Raw genomic sequence first — 24,561 nt, forward strand, 5'->3', positions numbered from 1 at the left:
TGTTGCAAAAATCCTCTATGATCTATAAAATGAAGTTAAACTGCCTTGTATCTCTATGGAACTGAATGCGTTACCATCCTATAGAGCCCATACATCGAATGAAGCTCCCTGATAAACCCATTCTAATCTCAACTTTCCCTAATCCTTTGTTCTCTTTAATGCTTGATTAAGTAATGCCTGCCCTTTACTTTGTATGGCGGCAACAGCATCATCTATGCTCGCTTTCTTTGCTTCAACCAAGCCAATTTCCTCTTTCTTCACACGATCGAATTGTTGATAAAAATCAGTATATTTTTCATTCTTATAATAATCTGCAGCAATCGGTCTTAGCGTATAAAATGCTTCAATATTTTTAATATCATTATAATAACCTGTTCTAGATAATAAGCTTCCGTTCATGGAATGAGATTTTGCCTTGGCATAATCTTCGCTATTAATTAGTTTAATTATATCCCAAGCAAGGTCACTATGGTCAGAGCCATTACGAATTGCAAAGATTTCCTCTAAACGAATCTCTCTTGTCATATCTGGATTAGCTGGGTCTACAGGGGCTGTTACAATCCCATAATTTAACTCCTTAAAATCCTTAATATTTTGTTTGGCTTGCTTTATATATTCAAATAAATAAGAATCATCGAGGGTCATTGCAATTTTTCCTGTTAAAAAGGGCTTCATCTCCAATAATTGTTCCGCAGAACCCATCGTTAATGTACTAGCTCGATCACAAATGACATTTGATCCCGTAGCTTGAAGCACAAGCTTCCATATATTTTTCCAACCTTCCGTATTTGCCGTTACCTGCTTGGCTTTAAGGTTGACATCGTTTAAATTTTGCGTAAAAGCGATTTTATCAGCTAGATTGACAGCGATATTGTTTGTATCTAAATCATCAATACCCAAACCATATACACGATCAGTAGAGTTGTTATTTGATGAAAACCTCTTGGCTAATGTCAAGACTTGCTCCCATGACATACTATTACTAGGCGGTTCAACCCCATTTTGCTTAAATAAATCAATATTATAAAATAAAGCCTGATAATAAAATTTTGGACTAAGACCATATAGCTTCCCATCGCCTAACTCCCTTAACAAACTTGTAATAGCAGGATGTACAGTATCTAAATTGTATTTATCCTTTTCGATATATTGATCTAATGAAGCGAGATAACCATCATGAACAAGCTGCTGATATTGATCGGCTTGAATGGTAACAATATCTGGACGTTCTTTCTCAATAAACTTTTCATATACTACATTAGAATCTGACTCAGAAGCGTAATCTATGTCTTTTGTTGAAATCACTTCAAACTCCATATTCGGATACTGAATGGACAAGAAGTTACCATACTCTTCAAAAAAGGCTTCTTTATCGTAATATAAAATTTTTATTTTACTTGTCGATGAAGTATTACTACCTTGTTGATTCGTACAGCTTGTCATGATAACAGCAACTAGACTTAGCAACACCATACTAGATAACCATTTTTTCATATTATATCCTCCAATTAAAATCAATCATAATATAGAACCAATCAATTATTCATTTATTCAACCTAAGCTTACTTCGTAATATAAACCTTAAAACCATTTGTATTGGCAAGTTTAAACTGCTGCTGTAAACCTACTAAGATGTCTTGTGAAACTGAATTGATATCTTCATCTGGTTTACTATGTGATACTGTTTGCTTAATGACGCTTAATATCATATTTTGTATTTGATTCAATTGCTTTTCGTCATCTGGACTTAGGTTTACTTCAGGGTTGCTTGCTGTTATTTTTTCTTGAACTATTTCTACGCTAATTGTAAATGGATCAACAAAGGTTGTAACACTATAATCACTATTAGAATAGGAATCTGCTATCTCAGATTGTTTATAAGCATTATTATTCAATATAAATGATTCGACGTGAGCTCTAGATAAATAATCTGGTTCTGCACTGGGAGGTTCAGCTTTTGCAACAAGAGAAAATGTTGTTAATAGAACGACAACTATAATCGTGATAATACCAAGTATGATGGACTTAGATTTAAATTCTGCATAATTCATAATACGCTTTACTCTAACTTTAAAATGCTTACTTTTAAACGTGCTATTTAATGTAAAGTAATTTGATTTTAAAGGAGTTACCATCTCTAGCAAGGACAATGCGTACTCTTTTCGCTGCTGTATGCCAATTTGCTTAACAACCTTTTCGTCACATCTATATTCGATGTCCTGCATAAACAAGGTTAAACTGAGCCATACTAAAGGATTAAACCAATACAAAATAGTGATTAATGTAGCGATACATAGGAGTAGATTGTCTCGATGTCGTAAATGAGTATATTCGTGAAGTAATACATTTCTAGTTGTGGGGGTACTTTTGTTGAGTAGATTTGTTGGTAAGATGATTTTTTGCTTCATGATGCCATGCACTATTGGGGTTTGTGTCCTGTTTGATTGATAAATAGGTACATGCAGTGGAATATCAAAATACTTTTGCCAAGCTATGAGTTGTGAATCATTTTTTATAATACAAGCTGTTTTAAATCTGTGATGGTTATAAAGATGTAAACTAATATATAAAGTAAGTAAAATAACAACAACAATAAACCAAATTATGCTTAAATAAGTAGGCAGTAGAACATTTTGCAGGCTACCTGTATTTTCAAGGTGGGGGAGATTTGCATTTAATGGCGTTAGTAAGGTTATAAAGTTATTTGTAGTGGAGAATTCATTTTGTGTCTCCATAAATTGTGGACTAATAATCAAGTTGATAGGGATTTGAGCAGGAATAATAAGCTTGAATCCTAGTGTTCCCCATAATACAAGTGTAATTATTCGAGGGCATTTACGTAACAATTTTATTCTCAGAACTATAATTACTAAAATGATTACACTTGCTAATATACTATTTTTCCATAAAAACACCCAAATCATATTCATGTCCTCCTCCCTCCTTACTTCTTCTGATCATGGATGATCTCTACTAGCTCTTGTAGCTCCTGTTCTGACAATACATCCTTTTTAAGTAATGTAGAAAAAAGTAGCTTGTGAGAGCCATCAAAAATTTTATCCACTAAACCAGTTAATTCTCGCTGCTGTACCTCATCCTTTGTAATAAGAGGGATACATCTAAAATCTGGATTTACCTTTCTAATAGCCTCTTTTTTCATCAATCTATTTATAATCGTGTAGGTCGTGTTTTTTTTCCAACCATATTGTTCACTCGCTTGCTTTGCTATTTCTGTTGCTGCAATCCCATGTGCATTCCCCGCAGCCCATATTAAGTTCATAATCTTTAATTCTGAATCAGCTAATTCAATAGTCATTAGATTCACCTCATACCTTTATCACTCTTACTAATCGTCAACACAATAATCAATAAGGTTCTACAATTGTAGAATAGCTATAACTCTATACTACAATTGTAGAACCTTATTGTCAATATATGTATTAATCTCTATCTAACTCCTTAATAATTTTTGTGTATAAATCTCTGGAAATAGAAAATAAATTATTTGTTGTGTAAACACTCGCATGAAATGTCGCTATTGGAAGTTCATAATGTAGATTAAGAGGCTGTTTCTCCCCTTCTCTTCCCTTAGTAATTTGTATATGGAAATCAACATTTCCTTGTTGCTGTAGCTCCTGCAATTCTTTCTCATTCCTTACTTCCATTAAGATAACATCACATAATGTTGTATAATAAATCATTCTTACAGTGGTCCATAAATCAAAAGTTGAATCTGACCAATAATTTTTCATTTTATATATTTGATTTTTAATATCATCCTTTTGCGGGGTAATTCCTATACAATGATAGCCGTCACTTTGGAAATGTTTTATTAGCTCAATGATCAAACCTCTTGCTAGGTTGTTTGTATCATCTATTATTGTAACAATGGGAACATCAATAATATTGCTAGAATCTATACATCTTTCGTAGTAAGCAAAATTATAAATATGACGACTTTCCACACTTTTTCTTTGTAAACTTTCTTTAATCGAATCAATATCGTAAAATCCTTGCTGCATAATATTACAAACTGTTGCAGAAATAAATGGAGTAGCAAAGCTATTACATTTAACGATAGCATTAACAAGTTTCTCATCCTTTAAAGTATATTCACAACTACTTACAACCTCTATGTTATGAATGGTTGTATCATTATAATAAAATTGCCCTTCGCCAAGCTGTCCTAATGGATCGCAACGTACACCAATTACACCAGGTAAGGATGCTGGCATCGTTGTAATATTTTTATTGTTACAAGCGGCTACAATAATGACATTATGGTTAATTAATTCGCTAATGATTTGGCTTATAATTTTAAAGTCATCAAAATAAATACTTCCTAAGCTGAGATGTATCAGTTGAATATCATGGGTTAAGCACCATGTTAATGCAGTTACCAAGTGTTTCACATTTGTTTTATGTTGGCCTGACTGCATAATTTGTAAACTATGTATTTCATAATTAGAGGCATAATGACAAAAAATTGCTGAACAAATTGTTCCATGTGTTAGCTCATTTGGGCTAAAATGATTATTTATTAAACTTACCTCTCCTTCCTTTACCTCATAATTATGAAGGTTGAAAGGGATAAAATGTTCATTTATTCCATCATCAATAATTGCAACTTGAATGTTCATATGATTCGCTCCTTATTATGGCACTAAGTCCTCTCCGGGTAATATGGAAAGGACTTAGTATTGAAAACTAGTTTGCTACTGTACTTCTTGCAGAGCTACTTCCAATAGATCTGGTTGACGAAGACCCTTTACTTTTAAACGAAGCTGAAGGATTAGACTTAGAGCAATCACAGGCACAATCACAACTACATGCACAACCACAAGCCATTAAATCAAAATAAGTTTCAATTGTATTAGTCACATCATAATTTCTCTTAGATAATCTACTCATTGTTATCACCTCCCTTCATGCGAATAATTAAAATCAGCACTAGTTATATATTTCACTTAAAGTGGTTTGAATCAGCTGATGAATATTTACACTAAGGTCATGAACTGTCATGATCCGCTCATCGTTATGATCAAATATAGAAGTGATACCTAGCTCCAATTGGTCCTCAATCGCTTGAACCACATACACCATATCCCTTGGCATAATATTTACCGCTTCACTAAATAAGTTTAGCTGCCTATCCGTTATCGTGTTCCCTGTTATGTCAGTAATCGTTGTGATGATTAGCCTCTCAATTTCTTCTAAACTTAAAATCATTGCTAAATCACTCCTTAAATCGCAACAATATTTCCTTCTAATTCACTACAAATCCGCTCAAATATAAATTCAGCATCAGGATCATTTAAAATATTAAATAAATGAAATTCCTTTGTTGAAATTGAAGGCAGCTGTTCTAGTACGTACTCACTAGTGAGGGACATATAATCTACAGATTGATCTACATTTTCTGGATTAAGCATATATCTTGTGTTAGCAATATTAATATAGTCGGTTATACAATTAAAACGGTATTTACAGCATTTTCTAAATTCATTTAAAACTTCAACATTATAATAATTAAAATAGGTACTTAAAATTGTAATATCTGTTTTTACTGCATTAGAGATCATATAAGGAATTAGCCCAAAATGGTTTGTATTGTTGTTATTTATTGGAATAATCCCTCCAGGTGCTCCTATAATGATCACATCAGGTTTCTCCGTAATTGCGATCTGCTGGACATAATGGTTGAAGGCAATAATTTTATCTTGAACAAAAATATCTTTCGCATATAGAAAGCCTGGCAAAGCTGAAAATCCAAATAATGGGCTGAAATTTTTAGTTCCTAGCTGACTAACCTTATAACCTTTCTTCAAAAAATAGTTTCTTGCACTTAGCTGTAATTCAAATTTATTACAATTTTCACCCATACCTAACACTAGAAGGATTGGTATATCAATTTTAGCTAATTTTCCATCAGCTTGTTCATGTAACAATACTTCAAAATTCACCTTACGATCTGGATTAAGAACGGTGTAATTTAGTAATTCATTACGTTCAACTCCAAGAAGAAGTAGCTTCTCTTCGACTTGAGTCGTAATGATAATTTCCTTATCATATCGTTTAACAATTCCAAATTTGGCAGGGTAAGTAGATAACAGTTTATCAGACAAGGGTTCTAAAAATAATACAGCATCACTATCTTTAATCCCTTCCTCAAAGGTGTCAGTCATTCCTATACCTACACTTACTCCACCATCAAAAAAACTAGCGTCTTGTCCATTGCCACCCCATCCCTTTGCTGTAATTATGGACGTTAATTCATACCCTTCCAACAGATGTTTATATCTAGCTATCGGACAGTTTTGTTTATGATAAGGATAAATTGCAAGCTTTTTCATTTACGCCTCCTCCTCAAAATGGAATCCAAATTCTTTTAGCAAACACAAGTCCTGCATCGTATCTAGTACTTGTGCTCTACTATGATCACAGCCTTCAAGCTTTTTGGTGGAAGATAATGTTTTCAAATTATCTGCTGTTGCCGCACACATAGAGCAATGAAGTAATGCCCAACAATTTAAGCACTCATTTTCGGTCACTTGTCCTACATTTAATATTCGTTTTGCTTTCTCAATATCTACTCCTGTATCGACGTCCCCCATCTTCATTACACTAGATTGTTCACTTACTCGTTCACATGGGAACAGCTCTCCATCACAGTTTACAAAAATTCGTTTTGCTCCAGGGATACAGGGCCCACCATGGTGGTATACCTCTGGAATATCATGTATACTCTCAAGTGTTTTATAGCTTTTTCGTAACCTTGCAATATCAGGATAAAACAATTTTGATACGTGCTTTTTTTCACTTTTCCCCACAAGACACAATAAAAGTTTAAAATAGCCATAACTACTTACAACATAGTATTTATCATTATATTTTTCTTGATCCTTCGTATAAAATTCAGAAACCGTATTGGTCATGACGTGTGCTTCATTCATTATCTCATCTGTGTCGAAAAAGGTTTTCATACAACCATAATCACTTTGTGGTGTAATGACCGAATTAAAAAAAATATTTTTAATGTATTCAGGATACTTTGCTTTAATGTCTTTAATGTTGTCCATAATGAGTTCAAATGAACCTTTACCCGTCGTTGCGAATCGACGATGGACATCATGGGTTTCTTTGCCACCATCTAAGCTAATAATAAGTGTAAAATTATTTTCCATTAAGAACTTCACAGTTTCACCATTAATTAATGTTCCATTGGTTGTAATACTATACAGCACGTCTTTACCCTCTGCGTTTTCCTTAACATATTCTACACACTGCTTAATAAGATTAAGCTCTAGCAGTGGTTCCCCACCATAAAAACCAATCGTCACTTCCTCTAAATCTTTAGAATGGGATAATAGATAATCAATACCCTTTCGAGCAATATTAAAGCTCATTCTTTTTCCAGTATGCTGTCGATTAACATAATTTCCAGAATACACACAGTAACTACATCTTAAATTACAGTTTTGAGTTAGCTGGATCACCATTTGCTCCACACGATTTTCTAAATAATAAGGAAGATATTTTGTAGCGGGATGCTCAATTTTTTTCAATCTATTTGGACATAGAAAATCTTTAGCCTGATACTTCATTAAAATATCCTTGGAAACACTTTCATCCCATTCGCTGCTCTCTAGGCTAACATAATCCTCTTTACTTATTCCTATTACCGCATTTTTATTTCTGTCATACACATAAAACCCGTTTGGCGTTGCAAAAGATTTATACACAATTTGTGGTTTCACATTTTGCATTACTTATTACCCTCCAATCCACTGTGCTTTATTCTCAACTACTTCTTCATATTTTCCTACTTGGATGACATCACCTTGCTCAATAACAACAATTTTATCCATTGCTTTTAAAATTTCTGGTCGGTGTGTAATCATAAAGACGTAATCATAATCAGTGCATTTCGTAATAAACTGATTAAATAATTGTTCAGATTCAGCGTCATAACTAGCAGTGGCTTCGTCTAAAATTAATATTTTCCCCGTTTTAAGCATGACCCTAGCTAAACCCAACTTTTGTCTTTCTCCACCCGATAGTTTCGTTCCGTTATTACCAACGAGAGTATTCAACTGATCAGGGAAACGATTTGCAAATTGAAGTAAGTCGGCTATGATGACTTTATTATTAAAGGTTGTACAATCAAATTCGTCCAGATCAGATCCCATTATAATATTGTCTCTTAAGCTAGTATTAAATAGAAAAACATGCTGTAACATCACACTAAATTTCTGACGATACTGGAAAAGGTCAAGTTGCTGTATATTAACCCCATCCATATAAATAGTTCCACTTGTGGGTTCATAAAACCGCAATAACAAATTGATTAATGATGTTTTACCACTCCCATTTGATCCAATAAAGGCAATTTTCTCACCCTTAAAAAAATCTAGTGTTAAGTTCCGAAGAATAGGCTCTTCCTCATACGCTAAGCTTACATTTTCAAAATGGATATGCTTCGGCGTGGAAAATTCAGTGATTAGTTCATTGTTAACATTTTCACACTGCTCCTCCTCTATATTTAAAAAATCAATATAATTTTGTAACGAAGGTATAATATTTGCTAGCTGGTATTTAATATTAATTAGTAAAGTAACGGGTTCAATCACTAAGGAAGAATACATAATGAAGGCAAATAATCCGCCGATGGTAAGCTCGTTACCCATAATAAAATATAAACCTACAATGTATAGAAAATTAAAAACGATATTTTCTAACGTTAATCCTGAAAATTGATTTACTTCATCAAGCATCGCTCTTTCTGATTCTAGTTTGATTCGCTGATTTATGTAGCTCAGAAATTCCTTTTCCTTTTTGCGATATAGGCCCCATAGTTTGACTTCGTTAATTCCATTTAGGGTATCTCCGTACCAAAAAGAAAATTTTCGGTTTTGTTCTAATAGATGTTCAAACACTTTCTTTTTTAACATTGTGAGATAATTCACAATCATGAATTTTAAAGGAATCATCATTAAAATAATGATTGCTAACTTCCAATGAATAAGTGTTAAACCAATCACACCACCAATAACCTTAAATATTTGAATAACTAAAACTAAAAAATCACGATCCGCTATCTGTGCAATATTTTGCACATCATAACTGATACTGCTAATAATTTGAGAGAAGTTATTATTTTTAAGATATTGCATTTTCGTTTTAATCGTGTGAGAAAAGGCGGAGACGGATAAGTCTCGATAAAGGCTATTTTGGATATGTGTGTGTATAAGTGATTGTGAAGCACTTACTGCTTGTTCGATCAAAGTTAAAGAAATAATAGTCAAAATGTATTTAACTGTGTTATTCATATTACGCTTAATAAGCCCGTCGTCCATTAAGTGTTGACTTAGGTTTGGCATTAAAATACTTATCGCAGTCACTACGATTGTACAAAATAAGGATATGATAATTGAAGATTTATATTTCTTTAATAGCAAATATATATTTTTAATTAGTTTATGGTTGTTATCTAGCACAGGTGCCTCCTCTCTATCTCCAAGTTGCCCTTCGTTATATTACATTACGTCAAACTACTAAAATCACACATAAAATAAAAAAACATTTCATTTTTCTTCTAATTGTGAATTATTTTGTAACATTAAGAATTTCTCTTGCACTTACAACATTTAACATTTATGTTCTTTAATATATGTTTCATTTAGTATAAAGAAGTATTTTGCTAATTTTGAGAGGTGGCTCTGTTATGAAAAACAGTGAATGTGAGGATTTTTTTTATGAAGAGCTGTGTAGTAAATACTATGAACCGATTCAATTTTATTGTCGAAGACTAGTGAAAAATCAAAACTCATTGAGGGATTTTATTGAGGAATGTACGCAGGAAACGTTTTTAGAAGCAAAGAAAAAGATGCCACAGCTAAAATCCCACCCTAATATTGAAGGATGGCTGCATGTAACAGCCAGAAATCAAGTTAACCTCGCCTTTCGAACATTGTATACCCAACGAAAATATGAAACCTACATAGACCTGAATCAATCCCAGAGAAGTTATATGTGTTGTGATTTGAATTTAGAAAAAATATTAGATGCTGATATTAACTATGAAAAAGTCAAAGAAGATCTTTTGAATCATTTAAGCGACACTGAATACAATTTGTATGAGGAATATTTCAATCAACATTTAACGGTTTCCGAATTAGCAGCTAAATACGTAATATCTGAAAGCGCAGTTACAACCCGAATATTTCGAACTAGAAAAAAAATTAAAGCGATCATTCACCAATATTTTCATGAGCACGATTGATACTTAAAATTGATATAAACAATAAAAAACCATCTTTTTGATGGTTTTTTATTTCATATCATTAATAATTAATTATATGAATAATATTAGAGATCACCTTTTCTGCTGGTATCCATCCTATTTCTTTACTTTCTTGACAACATACAAGTAGCCAACTATATGACACCTGAAGCACCTCTAATACCTCTCCACCCTTTACTACGAGTTCAGTCGGATTATAATCATATAAAAGCTCATGATTAGCGACATAATAGTCAGGGACATAAGTAGATACCCCGTTTATTTTACAGCTACTCCAATGCTTAAAATATTGGCATGGCACTAGTTCTGTAATCTGACTTCCCTTGGCAAAGGTCTCAAATTGACCTTCTCCATCATGCTGCTCAATCACTTGTACTAGCATAGTTTCTCCTCCTTCAAGTTGTGAAAAGTGCCAAGTTATAAAAACTGCGCCCTAGCTTCTACTGTGGAGTAAAATTAGGACGCAGCTTGCAACACAATGTATTAATTTTAAAGCTTAACCTAACTTCACTAAGCTATAGTTTTTCTTGCCCTTACGGATAATAATAAACTTACCCCCGATTGCTAGATCTGCGGTGACATTAAACTCAAGATCATTAACCTTGTCCCCATTTAAGGAGATGGCGCCCTTTGTAATGTCCTCACGTGCCTGACGCTTGGAAGGCTCAATACCTAGATCCACTAGCCATTCCACGATATTTTTTGTTTCCTTATCCGCTGTGAAGGTAGGCATTTCTTTGAAGCCTTCCTCGATTTCTTCAGCGTTTAAGGAAGAAATATCTCCACTGAACAATGCCGCTGTAATGCGTTTGGCTTGAGCAAGAAGCTCTTCACCATGTACAAAACGTGTTACTTGTTCTGCCAAGGTGATTTGTGCTTCACGTTTGTGTGGCTCACTTTCTACCTTTTCAGCTAGTACATTAATTTCTTCTTGGCTCAAGAAGGTAAAGTATTTTAAGTATTTAATGACATCGCGATCATCTGTATTTGCCCAGAATTGGTAAAATTCATATGGCGTTGTTTTTTTAGGATCAAGCCAAATGGAATTACCATCAGCAGTTTTGCCGAATTTAGTTCCGTCTGCTCTAAGCATAAGTGGAATGGTAAGACCAAATACTTTAGCTTCATTTCCTTCTTTTTTGCGAATTAAATCTAGCCCACTTGTAATGTTACCCCACTGATCAGAGCCACCAATTTGTAATTGCACATCCTCATTTTTGTACAAATGTAAGTAGTCGATAGATTGTAAAATTTGATATGCGAATTCAGTGAATGAAATACCACTATCCAGACGACTAGCTACAACATCTTTAGCAAGCATCGTATTAATGCTGAAGTTTTTACCATAGTCACGCAGAAACTCAATAATATTAATTTGGTGTGTCCAATCGTAATTGTTCACCATACGGACTTGGTTATCGCCATCTGTTACAAATAATTTTTTCATTTGGTTCGTTAGAGCGTCTACATTATCCTGCACTTGCTCCAGCGTTTGTAGGGAACGCTCAGAATTACGCCCACTTGGATCACCAATTGTACCTGTTGCCCCGCCGATCAGAATCACAGGACGATGCCCTGCAAGCTGGAAACGCTTGAGGATAAGAAACGGAATTAAATGTCCTATATGCATGCTGTCCCCTGTTGGATCTACTCCACAATATAATGAAATGGACTTCGTTTGTGTTAATTCCTTAAGTCCCTCTGCATCTGTCTGTTGATTAATCGCGCCACGCCATTGTAATTCATCAATAATATTCACTTCATTCAACCCTTTCAAGATAAGTAAATTAAAAACAAAAAAACGCCCACTATGGCAAAAAGACCATAGGGACGATTGTATATACCGTGTTACCACCCAAATTGCATGAATAAGAAATTAACGTGCACATTAAAGTCATCATTCAAGCCACTTTACAGCGAAATATCGTTCGCTTACTTCCGCTTGGCATTACCCAAGATACTCCAGAGTGTAATTCGCTATCTGTGCATGTATCAGGTTCCATCACCCCTGACTTTCTGTAACAGAGACATAGAAAGCTACTAGCTCCTTCAACGTATATAATCCTATTTACATTTGAATTACAGTCAGTATAGCTAACTCAAAAATTAATGTCAACCCATCATCCATATTTAAAAATGATAAAAGTACAGTTTTAAGATGAATATAATTTATAAAGTTAACATAATATTATTTATGTAAATATTAACTTCTCTTTTTTCTTATTATAAAGTTAGATAAAACATTGTATGTTGATTTATGTAGTATGAACTAGGTTCATTTTTTGATTTTCTCTTATGAATTTTTCATATAGTGTATCTTTCACTTAATACCTTAAAATCGCAGTATAGCGAGTATCCATGTTAGTTAACATAATAATATTTATGTCACTTGTAGTAATGTTAAATAAAAAAAGCAGATCACCCCATTAACTAGGGTGCCTGCTTCATTTAAACCGACATCATCATTTGCCAAAAGAAATTATATGAAAAGGACTTCTCCTCATTGGTTTCATTTAAAATATTTTGACAGAGTTCCTCATAACAATGTTGTTGCCTAGCCGTTGCGTAAGTCCGATATTTTTCAAATAAAGTCATGGAATTTATAAATATACGATTATTTTTCATTCCCCTAGCGTATTGTAGACTTGTTAATGTGTGCTCGATTCCTTGGTCTTCCTTCCCACGTTGAAAGCAGTAAATGGCATATTGATAATGAAATTGCACATATTGCTGACACAAAAGCAGTTCTTTTTGAACGCTGTAATAAATAATTTCATTATTAAAGGTATGGATTTGCTTTGTGAATTGTTTTATGACATCATCAATACAATAGTGATACTCATTGGCAGAGGTAAGTAATGTAATGAGTCCTTCAATAATTTCCTCTGGGTGGTCTTTTAGAAAGGCTATATACTTTGGTATTCCACTCCAATCCCCACTTTTTATATTTAAACACATCATATTTCCTTCTGCCATAACTGCAAATCGTTGTGCAGCAAGCTCCTCTTCTTGATCTTTTGGTGCTAACCAGCTAAGATCGCTATACTTCATAATCCACTGCTTGGCTTCACTATACATGCCCCGCATTTCATAACATATTCCTTTTATTAGCAAAGCCTGACCATAATAAACAACTAAAGGTCGTAATGTCTTAACGGTATGCCTTCGCCAATAATTACGCTTTTTTTTATAGACATGATAAGCTATACTAGATAGCTCATCAGCATAAAGTTCAGCGGATTCGTATCTTTCTTGTGCAATAAAATTTTGGGATAATAAGAGTAGTCCTTCTAATGCGTATTCTGTAGGTAGGCTATTTCTGAATGGAATAAAACGCAGTGCACTTGGAGCATGTCCAAACTGTTTGCTACACGCCTGCTGAAATATACGAAACTGACACATGGAAATCATTTCTCTACTCATAACCAAAGAGGCATATCCTTCATCTGTATTTGCTTTAAGTAATAAGTCATATACAATTTCTGCAGATGAAAATATACCAATAGAGTATAGATATTCTGCTAAATGGAATAAACGAATACTAGCATTTTTTATTCTGTAACAGTGTTTCACTCCACTTATTAAATGCTCATTTAATGCATTTTTGGCACAATGAATCAAGTATCGGGACGTTTTGGGCCAAGCAAATTTGAGCTTACGTAGTTGTGTTTCGTATAGGACATATAAATCACCAGTCTGCATTCCCATTGCTGTAGTTAAGTGGTCTAATTCAATCATATTGGGCAATCTACCATATAAAATAGACTGTAAAGAAATAGAAGAAAGATTACTTTGCTGAGCAAGCACCCTGATCGTCAAGTGATGTCTTTGCATATGACTTTTTATAAGGTCTGCTATCTTCTTTTCTTGCCTCAATATACTCACCTCCAGCAAGGAATATAACAACCATTTAATACAATTAAAACCAATAAAGTAAATTCAATCATTATTTTATCACTATTAACTCATAAGTTCAACTTGAATTTATGAGTATGTTAAGCGATTCCAATGGTTGCTACAATTATGTAGGTGATGCAAATGAGTTTTGATTATTCTCTAATCGGCAAACGAATTAAACAAGCAAGAGAAGAACAGGGAATTACACAAGAGGTATTAGCTGAAAAACTGGATGTCTCAAATGCATATATCAGTAAAATTGAGAGAGGGAAAACACCCATTAACTTGGATCGTTTATCTCAATTGTGCGTCATCTTAGATGAAACACCTGAATATATCCTCAGTGGAGCAAATAGCCATTCCTCCGATTACTTGCGAAATGAAATTATTCTTTTATTAGAGAACTGCTCTCCTGAAAAGATTAATTTGATTATGAACATCATTAAATCAATTGTTGAATTCAAAGAGAAAAAATGAGAAATATAAAAAGAAGCATGGCGACTAAGCCAATGCTTCTTTTTATTGTCTCCACCATGCTACACTGTAGTTATCAATTCCATCAATATTAGCGATTTGCCCAAGCATCGGTGTAACAATATGTGCTTCAGGCTGATCCCTAGCTACCTTCAGCAGCCTTTCAATTGGCTCCATCCAAGGATGAAATGCAAGGGTGTAAGCCCCCCAATGAATAGGCAACATCACTTTGCCTCGTAGATCGTGATGTGCTTGAAGGCTTTGCTCAGGGAACATATGCAAATCCTTCCATCTACGATCATATTGACCACATTGAATAAGTGTTAAGTCAAAGTGACCATACTTTTCACCAATTTTTTGGAATTGCGTCGCACTATATCCACTATCCCCACTAAAGAAAATATTATGATTTTTACCTTGTACAACCCACGAGCTCCATAACGTCTTATTTTTCATTCCAATTTTTCTTCCAGAGGTATGCCTAGCTGGTGTAGCAATTAAGGGGATGTGCTCCAGCATCTCAGTTTGCCACCAATCCAGCTCTTTAATTTTTCCTGAGGAAATCCCCCACTTTTGCAAATGACAGCCTACACCAAGTGGTACAACAAATTTGCCTACCTTGTGCTGTATCCCCATAATCGTTGGATAATCTAAATGATCATAATGATCATGTGACACCAATACAACATCTATTGGAGGTAACTGAGTTATTTGCAATATAAAGCCTTGATTGTACCGCTTTGTCCCAATCCACGGTAACGGTGCAGGTGCATCACTAAAGATTGGATCGATTAATATCCGTTTCTCATCAATTTGAAGCAGGACAGTAGAATGACCATACCAGACAACGTAATCCTGTTGTTGATTATACTCTGGTGCTGTACTTAAATGAACGGGTAAGGCTTGCTGTGGACGCAGCTGAGGTATAGGACGAGCAATGTCATAGCAAGTGCTTATAGCTCCACTTACCGTAATTTCTTTTTTGTAGGGCTGTGCATTTACAAAAGCATCGTTTTGTAGACGAGGGGATGCTTGATATTGGTTTAAATCACTATGAGATAATTTCCCCCCAAGTGCACATAAATAATCTTGAAACCACATTTGATCCTAAACACTCCCATCTAGCACAATGTTATACAACGTAATCGCAAACTGCTGATGGTCTAGTTTCCCAAATTATCTATAAATTTATTCCTGTTCTCTCATTCTCCTAGTTTCCTTATATAAATTTCTGCTTGTTAATTAATTTTATTTATCAGATCTTTTCTATTTTCATAGCGCTTGCACTCTCTATTTTTTTGAAAGATTTAGCTTTACGCCACTCTGTTCCATAATGTTTCCTACAAAAACCTTTAGCATAATGCTTATTTTCACAACCTTCTGCTATACATTTCCTCATAGGATAAATACGTTGGCGTCCCATTTTCTTCTCCTCCATAACAACATCAGCTATATTTTTATTAGTTATGGAGTTTTATATCAGATCATTCTGAACAATTTCTAGACAAATTCTAAACATTTGCACAAAAATTTATGAAAAATTTTCGTTTCTAACAAAAACGCCTACTATCCAAATTTAAGATAGTAGGCTCTATTACAATCCCTAAAGTTTGCAATACTGCAAGCTGAGTGGAGTTTTGAAGGAATGTTGACAAGCAAAGCGTGCGCATTTAAAATCCGGATTCCATCCTCAAAATTACAGTTTAGGAATCCGGATTTAAGAGCGCTGGAGGCATCCTTCAAAACGTAACGAAGCTTCAGTAGCGCAAACTTACTTAAAAATCAAACTTAAAATCATCATCCGTCAATTGCTCAACATGCATCGCACGTACGTAACCATTTCCTTTTTTGGAGAAAAAGTCATGTTGTTTTGTGCGCGTATTGATGCCATTAAACACGATTGGGTTAACCTCTGGCTCATCAAACGGTGGCTCAAAACCAAGGTTCATAAACGCCTTATTCGCATTGTAACGAAGGAAAGCCTTTACTTCATCTGTAAGCCCAATTGGTGTATACAATTCCTCTGTGTAGGCTTCTTCGTTGGCATACAACGTATCAAACAATTGCTTAAACGTAGCATACAGCTCTTCTTGCTCTTGTGGATCAAATTGGTTATAGATTTCTTGCGCAAGCAAACCTACGTAGACACCGTGAATACTTTCATCACGAAGAATCAAGTCAATAATTTCCCCACTACATGTCATTTTACCTTGTCCAGCTAAGTACAATGGATAAAAGAAACCACTATAGAACAAATAGGTTTCTAGTAGCACTGAAGATGCCATCGCTAGGAATAAATCCTTGTCTGTCTCAATTTGATTATAATATTTAGATATTTCTTGTGCCTTGTATTGCAAATTAGGATGTCTTTCTACCCATGCAAATACAGCATCAATTTCTTCTGTCGTTGCAAGCGTCGTAAAAATACTACTATAAGACTTCGCATGAATTTGCTCCATCATTGCCATAAAGCCAAGCACCGCTTTACGCTGTAAGCCATCCACATGCTCCAGTATTTTAGGCATCCCTACGCCACCTTGGACGGTATCAAGCAAAGTCAGTCCACCTAACACCTTCATGTAGGTGTCACGTTCTGCATCACTTAACGTAATCCATGACATTTTATCGTCAGACAACGGAATTTCATCATCTGTCCAGAATTGCTGAATATTTTGATACCAAAACATATTAGTAAAATCATCATCGGGCCGATTCCAGTTAACGGCTTGGATGCTGTTAGTCATTTTTACTTGCCCCTTCCTCAACCTACCTTCACATTACACTGAACAGCTAATGCACTCTTCCACCGTCAGACGATTGGTACGTGTATAATAAAGTGATTTCAAGCCTTTACGTGCAGCATACACATAGTAACGTGCTAGTTCTCTTGTTGTAACATCACTATTGACATGCAGAACTGTAGATACACCTTGGTCAATATGCTGTTGAATCTCAGCGATCAGATCAAGCACCTTGAACTGATTCATTTGATAAGCAGATTTATAGTAGAAAAAGTTTTCTTGATTCATATATGGCATTGGATAATAAGTGGTTGAATTCGCATACGTACGAGTCTCAATTTGCTCTACAATCGGCATTACACTAGATGTCGCATTTTGTACATACGAAATACTTTGTGTTGGTGCAATCGCCAATCGATACGCATGATAAAGACCATGCTCCTGCACTTTTGCCTTAAGCTCTGCCCACTCTGCTGGCCCTGGAATGTCCATACCCTCAAACAAGGATTGTACCTTTGCACTTACAGGTGAGAAATCCTCTGACAAATAACGATCAAAATAAGTGCCTTTGCTATATTCAGACTGTTCAAAGCCTTCAAACGTAATCTTATGATCACGTGCAATTTCCATACTTTTTTCAATGGAGTAAAAATTCATCATCATAAAGAAAGTACGCGCAAATTCCTTTGCTTCATCACTTTCAAAAGCAATTTTATTTTTAGCAAGATATCCATGGAGGTTCATCGCACCGAGACCTACGGAATGCATTTCACGATTTGCCTTTGCTACCCCTGGAGCATTTGCAATATTGGTCATATCACTTACAGAGGTTAAACCAACGATACCTTCATGCACAGATTCCCGAATTTTTTTCATTTCCATTACATTTACGATATTAAGAGACGCTAAGTTACAGCAAATATCTCTACGGATAATATCCTCTTGATCGTAGTTCGTAATGTCAGACGTTTCTTGTAGCTGGAAAATTTCGGTACATAAATTAGACATTTTAATTGGACCGATATCCTTTAAAGCATGAGCGGAATTCGCATTACTTTTGTTCATAATGTATGGATAACCAGACTCTAGCTGGATCGTTGCAATTTTCGTCAACATATCACGTGCGCTCATAATTGGCTTTTTGCGAACACGAGGATCAGCTAATAACACATCATACATTTCATCCAAATCCATATCATCCAAATGTGTACCATAAGCCTTAAACACACTATAAGGCGCAAATACATGTAACAGTTCATTGTCTTCAGCTAATTTATAAAAGCGGTTTGGCACAATTAAGCCGATTGACAACGTCTTGAGGCGTGTCTTTTCATCGGCATTAATTTTTTTACTATCAAGTAGCTCCAGTACATCCCAACCAAAAATGTTGTAGTAACCTGCACCTGAACCTTTACGTTGGCCCATTTGATCCGCATAGGAGAAGGAATCCTCAAGCAACTTAAGTACTGGCATAATCCCTTTGGCTGCATCCTCTACACCTTTAATGCTTTCACCACGTCCACGTAGCTTGGATAGGTTCACTGCCACACCACCGCCAATTTTGGATAACTGAAGGCATGTACTAATAACATAGTTAATCGAATTTAAAGAGTCGTCCATTTCAAGCAGGAAGCAAGATACCATTTCACCACGTCTACTTTTACCTGCATTTAAAAAGGTAGGTGTAGCGGGCTGTAAGCGTTGCTCCATCATCGATACCGCAAGCATTTTAGCCGTCTCATAGTTCCCTCTACCTAAATGTAGCGCTACAGTTGCGACACGATCAGAATAATGCTCTAAGTATTTGGCGCGATCGTTTGTTTTAAGCGCATAGTCAGTATAAAACTTCGATGCTGCCATATAAGATTGGAACTTAAAGTTATAATCCCTTGTTAGTTGGTAGATTTCTGTTACTTGCTCTGACGTATAACTTTCATACAAGTTTTCGTAATAATCATTGTCAATCATATATTTAATTTGTGAAGCGATACTATCAAACTTCACGCTTTTTTGCTCAACCTCGTTCATAAACGCTTCTACAGCTTCGGCATCTTTCTCTAATTGGAAAAAGCCTGCCGAGTTCCGTTGCATAATTAGGTTATTTAGTTCAATATGTTGCAACCCGGCTCACCTCTCTCTCAAATAATAGGGCATCATTTTTAGTTCCTGCCATCTCAAATTTGCTAATAATCGGCACATGATAACGTTCCGCAATTAAATCTGCACTTCTACCAAATTTATTGCCCCAATTTCGGTTTCCGCTTGCAGCAACTCCAAGCATTTGCTGATAATTACGCTCCAAAAACGCCCGAACGCGTGGAGGAACCTCCCCAAATCCCGTTGTATAAGTTACAAGCACAAAAGGCTCATCCACCTTCATCTGCTCATCAATTTGAATCGCTGGAAGGCTCAATTTATTGATGAATCTCTTTACATTTCCCGTCTTGGAATCGTACGCAATCAGCATGGCTCTAGCTCCTTTTCTATCAAAATATATATACGTTTTAAGCTTTAATTTATTTGTATGTAACAATAGCTATAACGCTATATATTGTATTGCATTTAATAATCTAAACCAAGATGTAGTGTTTGTCAATCTATCAAAAGCCTAGAAAGGAGAAAAAATAGTGCTGAAAATCCCGAGACATATTGATTTTAAAAGCTTCTAAAAGTTTTTAAAATTTTTATTTTAGAAATGATTTAACCGAAGAAGGAAAAGCAGAGAAAAAACAGCCGAAACCGGCTGCTTAAAATTATAGAAGTGGGTCTTACACTTACTCAAAATAAGCAAGCGAATTTTATTATAGCATATCAAAACGAGTTATGTCGTAAAATATATTAAATTTAAATTGTATCCCATCTTTTTTCGTATTTTTGTAAGTTTGAAGGTATAGAGGACATCGGTTCAGACACAATCAATCGTACCTTGGTGATCCATTCCTCAAAGGAAGGATAGGACGCAAACAGCTGGCTATAGTAAGGTGACATATAAATAAAATAAGGTGCAGCATATTTTGTCGTTATATGCCTAAATGCCGCTTCCATTGGCGTATACTTTTTACGTTTTTCTTCCCACAGCTCAATGCCTAGATCATATGTATCTGGTAATTGCTGTATCCAATCCTGTAGCCTTTGCTCTCTTTTATAGAAGCGATCCACCCTTTTATTACTATCCATTCTTCTTACTGTTTCCTCATGTAAGGGGTAAAGGATCAATTTTTTAAACTTGTGCTCCCTAACATAGTTAAGTGCCACACTAAGTTGTTCATCACTTGTGTCCTGAAAGTCATCGTAATAGATCACAGTTCCCTTCCTGTCAGGCGTAGCTGGTGTAGCTCCAAAAGGAATCATCGTTTGCTCTCTTGCCATCCTCAGGCTCCTTCCTTACTAGCTTTCTACTTTTTAACTTTAATTACGTTAGGTTAAATGATTTTTACAAAATACTTCAAGTTCTGCAAGCTCATCATCCTCAAGCTCAAAATCAAGATATTTACGGCTATTCCGTTCATATAGCTCATACTTAATAATCCCCTCCTGCTCTGGGGTAATGCCATAGATCGCACGAATATAAACCCCTTGCTCAGAGTAAAGCTCGTCCTCCTCATCAACAGCAATGTCCAGCAAAAACTCATATCTTTCCCCTGTCAATATGCCAAAAGGGTCCTTAACTAATTCAACACTGTATTCAGTAATCGTTAACATATAAAATATCCTCTCCAAGTTCAAGTTTTAACATTCCTACTATACCATACAAAATAAAATTCACTAAAAATGATGTAGTTATAGAATCAATAAATTAGGCAACCCTACAAAAAGGGAGTATCCCTAAGACCTACTAATACAGTCAAGGAGATGACAGAGATGAAATACAGCTCAGAAGATAAGCTTCGAAACAAACGAGACGACGCAGGTGATTCGTTAGCAGAAAAAAAGAAAATGAAGCAAGGAGTCGATATTGAACCCGAAGCAGACGAATGGGTAGCTAAACCCACCGGGTATATTGACCCAGACCATAACACTAAAAATTAGTAAGTCAAGCTTTGCCTAAATATATTGTCGTAAAATAGGTTAAAACGCCGCCAATGCAATGAATTAAATCAACTTCATGCATTAGGCGGTGTTTTAAATCTACATCGCATTTTGAGGCTTTGGGTTCCACTTGTATTCTAGTAAATATTGGTAAGTCATAATACATACTGCTGACCAGCATCCACTAATAAAATAACCACCAACGACATCACTTGGGAAATGGACTCCTAAATAGATCCGACTTACACCAATAATTACGATTAAGAAGGCGCTGACTAGAATGGTGAGTACCCTTGAAAACGTATTAGGCATATGCTTCCATATCAAAAAGGCAATTGTAAAATATAAAGTGAAGGCAGCCATAGAATGCCCACTAGGAAAGCTATACCCCGTCTCTTCTATTAGTCTGTGTAGCGTTGGACGCTGGCGCGAAAATTTTAATTTTAGCAAAACATTGAGGAGCACTGAACCTGAACCTGAAATTAGAAATAACCATAATTCCTTACGATGTTTGAGTCCAAAAAATAAAAAGAGCATCGTTATGACTGAAATGACGAGCACCTGAGGGGTACTCCCAAGCCAAGTGAAAAACAACATCACCTGGGTAAGCGGTGGTGATTCCATGCCTTGAATCTTACTGATTACAATATTATCAAATGAACTTATCCATGAACTATGTATATTTATTGCAATTGCACTAAAAATAAAAATACAGCCAATCGCTACCATGGTCCAAATCGCTGAAATATGCATTTTCTTTTCTTTTTTCATCTTACTTTCTCCTCATCCTATCCTCTATCTAGGTGTATATCCATCCTAACAATTTTATTGTTCCATGTTACACGCATTTTACACACATCTCAACTTTTTACAATTTGGTGCGACATAGGAAAGGGACACCTCTATTAGAAGCATCCCCTTTCACCTACGATTATGATTTAAAAACCTTCACCCGCTCAGCTAACGGCTTGTACTCTTTTTCCCCTGGTGCAGCAGTTGGTTTACCAAAAGGCATCTGCGCTCTTAATTTCCAAGAAGCAGGAATGTTAAATTCATTTGCCACCGCTTCATCAATAAGTGGATTGTAATGTTGTAATGACGCTCCTACACCTTCATCTGACAATGCTGTCCATACTACATATTGAAGTATGCCCGATGCCTGATCAGACCAAATCGGAAAATTATCAGCATATAACGCGAACTGCTCTTGAAGACTTTTAATTACATCCTGATCCTCAAAAAACAGTACTGTCCCCCGTCCACTTTGGAAAGAAGCTAGTTTTTCTTCGGTTGGCGTAAAGTTTGCTTCAGGCACCACCTTCCTTAGCGCTTCCTTTACAATCACATTCCAAAACTTATCATGCTGGGCACCAAACAAAATAACGACACGCGAGCTTTGGGAGTTAAATGATGTTGGAGAATGTAAAACCGCTTCACCTACAAGCTCTTCTACACGTTCGTCAGGAATAACAGCTTCCTTGCTTAATCCATAAATACTGCGTCTTTCCTTCACTGCTTTTAAAAACTCACTCATATTAGTTAACTCCTATTCAAATATTTTTTGGCACTACTAATTGATTGTTACCATCTAGCTCATTTCATACACATTTATTAATTTTTCTTAAAAGATGAAATACTAAGCCTAATGGGTTATAATGGAAATATTAAATTGTTTTGGGAGTGTTTAAATACAGTGCCAAGAACAAAAATATTTATTAGCTCTGTTAATCAGGATGGCTTAAAGTCTCTTCGGAGAAACGCATTTAGACAGCTGACAGCATTAGGACATGAACCACTGATGTGGGAGGAAAATCTGGGGCCATGGCCGGCTCACAGTGACCCAATTACACAATGCCTTGAGGCAGTTGAACAATGCGACATTTATTTATTGTTTTTAGGAAATAAAGCAGGAACCTATGATCCCATTGCCCAAAGAACAGTGACCCATATGGAGTTTATTAAAGCTCATGAGCAAGGTAAAACGATTTTGGTATTTGGTGATGTAGAATTAAAGTCACTATTTTTTGGTCAAGTTAAACCCATTATTGAACAATTTGTAGAGCAATCGATTGCAAAGCAAGAAAGATTCCCAAGCCCTCTGCATATAATGAACAAATTAAGTGCCACTGCCGAAGTACCTTCTCATGTTGATGCTTATGTATGGTATTTTCTTTACGATATGCTGATGCGAAAGGTATACATCGATGATCTTAGCTTAGGTGTTCCAATTGATTGGGGAGCATATTTTAGCGATTTATTAAGAAGAGGTTCACTTCTCTTACCACTAGAACCATTTATTGAGGATAATACGACACGACTTGAGCAATTTGATGAGGCTTTTGATATTCTAAGCGGACTTATCCCTGAAATCCAAATTAGTAGCTTGAAAAATGCAAATCGTTTTTTAGAGTCATTGGTCTCTCGCCTACAGGGTGGAGTGATTGAGCAAAACTACGGCCCATATATGTCTGAAAAAGTAGGCTATTATGAAAACTGTAGCGGGGCTACCTTGTATCGCTTTGAGGATGAACTTTCGAAGCTTGTACTCGTCGCCGCTGCTGGAGATGCTAAAGGTCCTGACATCTACGAGTTAGATAATCAAAGCTCATATGCTGTCCTAACCTATAACATGGGTGATCAAGAAGAACAAATTTTTTATAAAGAATCAAAAGCGATGTTTTATTATTGCATCAGAATGGGTAAATATGTATTAACATTACATTTTCCATGTAATCCAGCTTGGGATTATGTGATGTTTATCCACTACAAAGAATACGCAAATCATGCTATACTTAGTAAAAATCCACTAGTAATACAATTCATTAAACTTTTTCTAGGAGGGGTTACATCATGAGTGCTGGCGTTTTCGTATCTATAAATGGAATAGTGTCTAGAGCAAAAGGTTCTCAACCAAAAGATGCATTACTTTTCGCGCCCACCCAAAAAAATTCCTCCCAAATTGTTCGCGATCAACGTATAGCAATGAAGCAGGCTAATAAACAGATCAAGGACCGATTTGCTCAGGCTAATAAAAGAGCATAACTTTAATTTAATTAATGTCATTAATTAATCAATTTCACTTTGGGTATATAATATTCTAATTACAATTGAATTTGT

The 24,561-nt window shown here is 35.4% G+C and carries 25 protein-coding genes and 1 other annotated feature; of the genes, 5 read left to right on the forward strand and 20 right to left on the reverse strand.

Features of this window, described 5'->3' with window-relative positions; translation table 11 throughout:
• Positions 1-138: 138 nt before the first annotated feature.
• The 8 genes from J2Z32_RS03090 to J2Z32_RS03125 all read right to left on the reverse strand — a co-directional run bounded on the left by J2Z32_RS03090 (position 139) and on the right by J2Z32_RS03125 (position 9,497).
• Entirely contained in the window at positions 139-1,494 is a 1,356-nt protein-coding gene (locus J2Z32_RS03090) for an ABC transporter substrate-binding protein (protein ID WP_210087692.1), read from the reverse strand.
• A 68-nt stretch (positions 1,495-1,562) separates the two neighbouring features.
• Positions 1,563-2,930, reverse strand: a complete 1,368-nt coding sequence (locus J2Z32_RS03095; protein ID WP_210087693.1) for a M56 family metallopeptidase — start codon at positions 2,928-2,930, stop codon at positions 1,563-1,565.
• 14 nt (positions 2,931-2,944) lie between these two features.
• On the reverse strand, positions 2,945-3,316 hold the full coding sequence (locus J2Z32_RS03100) for a BlaI/MecI/CopY family transcriptional regulator (RefSeq protein ID WP_210087694.1): 372 nt from the start codon (positions 3,314-3,316) through the stop codon (positions 2,945-2,947).
• Positions 3,317-3,440: 124 nt separating this feature from the next.
• The gene (locus J2Z32_RS03105) at positions 3,441-4,640 is read right to left on the reverse strand and encodes a S8 family serine peptidase (protein WP_210087695.1); all 1,200 of its coding nucleotides are present in this window, start codon (positions 4,638-4,640) and stop codon (positions 3,441-3,443) included.
• Positions 4,641-4,950: 310 nt separating this feature from the next.
• On the reverse strand, positions 4,951-5,229 hold the full coding sequence (locus J2Z32_RS03110) for a hypothetical protein (RefSeq protein ID WP_210087696.1): 279 nt from the start codon (positions 5,227-5,229) through the stop codon (positions 4,951-4,953).
• A 14-nt stretch (positions 5,230-5,243) separates the two neighbouring features.
• Positions 5,244-6,353 (reverse strand): TIGR04066 family peptide maturation system protein, encoded by a 1,110-nt coding sequence (locus J2Z32_RS03115; RefSeq protein WP_210087697.1) that lies wholly within the window; start codon positions 6,351-6,353, stop codon positions 5,244-5,246.
• On the reverse strand, positions 6,354-7,766 hold the full coding sequence (ccpM, locus tag J2Z32_RS03120; protein WP_210087698.1) for a Cys-rich peptide radical SAM maturase CcpM: 1,413 nt from the start codon (positions 7,764-7,766) through the stop codon (positions 6,354-6,356).
• Between the two features lie 6 nt (positions 7,767-7,772).
• Entirely contained in the window at positions 7,773-9,497 is a 1,725-nt protein-coding gene (locus J2Z32_RS03125) for an ABC transporter ATP-binding protein (protein WP_210087699.1), read from the reverse strand.
• A gap of 227 nt (positions 9,498-9,724) precedes the next feature.
• Here J2Z32_RS03125 and J2Z32_RS03130 point away from each other — a divergent pair, with 227 nt between their 5' ends.
• Positions 9,725-10,282, forward strand: coding sequence for an RNA polymerase sigma factor (locus J2Z32_RS03130; RefSeq protein ID WP_210087700.1), 558 nt, complete (start codon positions 9,725-9,727; stop codon positions 10,280-10,282).
• 61 nt (positions 10,283-10,343) lie between these two features.
• Here J2Z32_RS03130 and J2Z32_RS03135 read toward each other — a convergent pair whose 3' ends face one another.
• The 3 genes from J2Z32_RS03135 to J2Z32_RS03145 form a co-directional block, all read right to left on the reverse strand.
• A complete protein-coding gene (locus J2Z32_RS03135; RefSeq protein WP_210087701.1) occupies positions 10,344-10,685 on the reverse strand; it encodes an SH3 domain-containing protein in 342 nt (113 codons plus the stop codon).
• Positions 10,686-10,799: 114 nt separating this feature from the next.
• Positions 10,800-12,062: a tyrosine--tRNA ligase gene (gene tyrS, locus J2Z32_RS03140; RefSeq protein ID WP_210087702.1), complete on the reverse strand. Its 1,263-nt coding sequence runs from the start codon at positions 12,060-12,062 to the stop codon at positions 10,800-10,802.
• Between the two features lie 64 nt (positions 12,063-12,126).
• Positions 12,127-12,365, reverse strand: a binding site (T-box leader).
• 386 nt (positions 12,366-12,751) lie between these two features.
• Positions 12,752-14,179: a hypothetical protein gene (locus J2Z32_RS03145; RefSeq protein WP_210087703.1), complete on the reverse strand. Its 1,428-nt coding sequence runs from the start codon at positions 14,177-14,179 to the stop codon at positions 12,752-12,754.
• 162 nt (positions 14,180-14,341) lie between these two features.
• On the opposite strand from J2Z32_RS03145, the gene J2Z32_RS03150 reads away from it, so the two are divergent.
• Positions 14,342-14,677, forward strand: a complete 336-nt coding sequence (locus J2Z32_RS03150; RefSeq protein ID WP_210087704.1) for a helix-turn-helix domain-containing protein — start codon at positions 14,342-14,344, stop codon at positions 14,675-14,677.
• A gap of 42 nt (positions 14,678-14,719) precedes the next feature.
• Here the strand turns inward: J2Z32_RS03150 and J2Z32_RS03155 are convergent, their stop codons facing one another.
• From J2Z32_RS03155 to J2Z32_RS03185, 7 genes are all read right to left on the reverse strand, one after another.
• Positions 14,720-15,775 carry an MBL fold metallo-hydrolase gene (locus tag J2Z32_RS03155; RefSeq protein WP_210087705.1) on the reverse strand — a complete coding sequence of 352 codons (1,056 nt, stop codon included), beginning with the start codon at positions 15,773-15,775 and terminating at the stop codon, positions 14,720-14,722.
• 154 nt (positions 15,776-15,929) lie between these two features.
• The gene (locus tag J2Z32_RS03160) at positions 15,930-16,097 is read right to left on the reverse strand and encodes a hypothetical protein (RefSeq protein ID WP_210087706.1); all 168 of its coding nucleotides are present in this window, start codon (positions 16,095-16,097) and stop codon (positions 15,930-15,932) included.
• A gap of 352 nt (positions 16,098-16,449) precedes the next feature.
• On the reverse strand, positions 16,450-17,418 hold the full coding sequence (nrdF, locus tag J2Z32_RS03165; RefSeq protein ID WP_210087707.1) for a class 1b ribonucleoside-diphosphate reductase subunit beta: 969 nt from the start codon (positions 17,416-17,418) through the stop codon (positions 16,450-16,452).
• A gap of 33 nt (positions 17,419-17,451) precedes the next feature.
• Complete coding sequence (nrdE, locus tag J2Z32_RS03170; RefSeq protein ID WP_210087708.1) at positions 17,452-19,536, reverse strand: class 1b ribonucleoside-diphosphate reductase subunit alpha; 2,085 nt, start codon at positions 19,534-19,536, stop codon at positions 17,452-17,454.
• The gene (gene nrdI / locus J2Z32_RS03175; RefSeq protein ID WP_210087709.1) at positions 19,523-19,882 is read right to left on the reverse strand and encodes a class Ib ribonucleoside-diphosphate reductase assembly flavoprotein NrdI; all 360 of its coding nucleotides are present in this window, start codon (positions 19,880-19,882) and stop codon (positions 19,523-19,525) included. The genes nrdE and nrdI overlap by 14 nt, the downstream gene beginning before the upstream one ends.
• A gap of 377 nt (positions 19,883-20,259) precedes the next feature.
• A complete protein-coding gene (locus J2Z32_RS03180; RefSeq protein WP_210087710.1) occupies positions 20,260-20,784 on the reverse strand; it encodes a hypothetical protein in 525 nt (174 codons plus the stop codon).
• Positions 20,785-20,832: 48 nt separating this feature from the next.
• Positions 20,833-21,117, reverse strand: a complete 285-nt coding sequence (locus J2Z32_RS03185; RefSeq protein WP_210087711.1) for a DUF6509 family protein — start codon at positions 21,115-21,117, stop codon at positions 20,833-20,835.
• A gap of 159 nt (positions 21,118-21,276) precedes the next feature.
• On the opposite strand from J2Z32_RS03185, the gene J2Z32_RS03190 reads away from it, so the two are divergent.
• A complete protein-coding gene (locus J2Z32_RS03190) occupies positions 21,277-21,444 on the forward strand; it encodes a hypothetical protein (RefSeq protein ID WP_210087712.1) in 168 nt (55 codons plus the stop codon).
• A gap of 99 nt (positions 21,445-21,543) precedes the next feature.
• On the opposite strand, the gene J2Z32_RS03195 is transcribed toward J2Z32_RS03190, so the two are convergent.
• Positions 21,544-22,215, reverse strand: a complete 672-nt coding sequence (locus J2Z32_RS03195) for a phosphatase PAP2 family protein (RefSeq protein WP_245251142.1) — start codon at positions 22,213-22,215, stop codon at positions 21,544-21,546.
• A gap of 160 nt (positions 22,216-22,375) precedes the next feature.
• A complete protein-coding gene (locus J2Z32_RS03200; protein ID WP_210087713.1) occupies positions 22,376-22,978 on the reverse strand; it encodes a nitroreductase family protein in 603 nt (200 codons plus the stop codon).
• Positions 22,979-23,137: 159 nt separating this feature from the next.
• Between J2Z32_RS03200 and J2Z32_RS03205 the strand changes: the two genes are divergently transcribed.
• Together J2Z32_RS03205 and J2Z32_RS03210 are read left to right on the forward strand one after the other, a co-directional pair.
• On the forward strand, positions 23,138-24,298 hold the full coding sequence (locus J2Z32_RS03205; protein ID WP_210087714.1) for a DUF4062 domain-containing protein: 1,161 nt from the start codon (positions 23,138-23,140) through the stop codon (positions 24,296-24,298).
• Positions 24,295-24,486 (forward strand): hypothetical protein, encoded by a 192-nt coding sequence (locus J2Z32_RS03210; protein WP_210087715.1) that lies wholly within the window; start codon positions 24,295-24,297, stop codon positions 24,484-24,486. The genes J2Z32_RS03205 and J2Z32_RS03210 overlap by 4 nt, the downstream gene beginning before the upstream one ends.
• Positions 24,487-24,561: the final 75 nt, after the last annotated feature.

Origin of the sequence: Paenibacillus turicensis (assembly GCF_017873435.1) — a bacterium.
Lineage (GTDB): Bacteria > Bacillota > Bacilli > Paenibacillales > Paenibacillaceae > Fontibacillus > Fontibacillus turicensis.

Coding starts and splice junctions, on each gene's coding strand:
- J2Z32_RS03090 (WP_210087692.1), bottom strand. CDS start 1,494: ATGAAAAAATGGTTATCTAGTATGGTGTTGCTAAGTCTAGTTGCTGTT.
- J2Z32_RS03095 (WP_210087693.1), bottom strand. CDS start 2,930: ATGAATATGATTTGGGTGTTTTTATGGAAAAATAGTATATTAGCAAGT.
- J2Z32_RS03100 (WP_210087694.1), bottom strand. CDS start 3,316: ATGACTATTGAATTAGCTGATTCAGAATTAAAGATTATGAACTTAATA.
- J2Z32_RS03105 (WP_210087695.1), bottom strand. CDS start 4,640: ATGAACATTCAAGTTGCAATTATTGATGATGGAATAAATGAACATTTT.
- J2Z32_RS03110 (WP_210087696.1), bottom strand. CDS start 5,229: ATGATTTTAAGTTTAGAAGAAATTGAGAGGCTAATCATCACAACGATT.
- J2Z32_RS03115 (WP_210087697.1), bottom strand. CDS start 6,353: ATGAAAAAGCTTGCAATTTATCCTTATCATAAACAAAACTGTCCGATA.
- ccpM (WP_210087698.1), bottom strand. CDS start 7,766: ATGCAAAATGTGAAACCACAAATTGTGTATAAATCTTTTGCAACGCCA.
- J2Z32_RS03130 (WP_210087700.1), top strand. CDS start 9,725: ATGAAAAACAGTGAATGTGAGGATTTTTTTTATGAAGAGCTGTGTAGT.
- J2Z32_RS03135 (WP_210087701.1), bottom strand. CDS start 10,685: ATGCTAGTACAAGTGATTGAGCAGCATGATGGAGAAGGTCAATTTGAG.
- J2Z32_RS03150 (WP_210087704.1), top strand. CDS start 14,342: ATGAGTTTTGATTATTCTCTAATCGGCAAACGAATTAAACAAGCAAGA.
- J2Z32_RS03155 (WP_210087705.1), bottom strand. CDS start 15,775: ATGTGGTTTCAAGATTATTTATGTGCACTTGGGGGGAAATTATCTCAT.
- J2Z32_RS03160 (WP_210087706.1), bottom strand. CDS start 16,097: ATGGGACGCCAACGTATTTATCCTATGAGGAAATGTATAGCAGAAGGT.
- nrdF (WP_210087707.1), bottom strand. CDS start 17,418: ATGACTAACAGCATCCAAGCCGTTAACTGGAATCGGCCCGATGATGAT.
- nrdI (WP_210087709.1), bottom strand. CDS start 19,882: ATGCTGATTGCGTACGATTCCAAGACGGGAAATGTAAAGAGATTCATC.
- J2Z32_RS03180 (WP_210087710.1), bottom strand. CDS start 20,784: ATGGCAAGAGAGCAAACGATGATTCCTTTTGGAGCTACACCAGCTACG.
- J2Z32_RS03185 (WP_210087711.1), bottom strand. CDS start 21,117: ATGTTAACGATTACTGAATACAGTGTTGAATTAGTTAAGGACCCTTTT.
- J2Z32_RS03190 (WP_210087712.1), top strand. CDS start 21,277: ATGAAATACAGCTCAGAAGATAAGCTTCGAAACAAACGAGACGACGCA.
- J2Z32_RS03195 (WP_245251142.1), bottom strand. CDS start 22,215: ATGAAAAAAGAAAAGAAAATGCATATTTCAGCGATTTGGACCATGGTA.
- J2Z32_RS03200 (WP_210087713.1), bottom strand. CDS start 22,978: ATGAGTGAGTTTTTAAAAGCAGTGAAGGAAAGACGCAGTATTTATGGA.
- J2Z32_RS03210 (WP_210087715.1), top strand. CDS start 24,295: ATGAGTGCTGGCGTTTTCGTATCTATAAATGGAATAGTGTCTAGAGCA.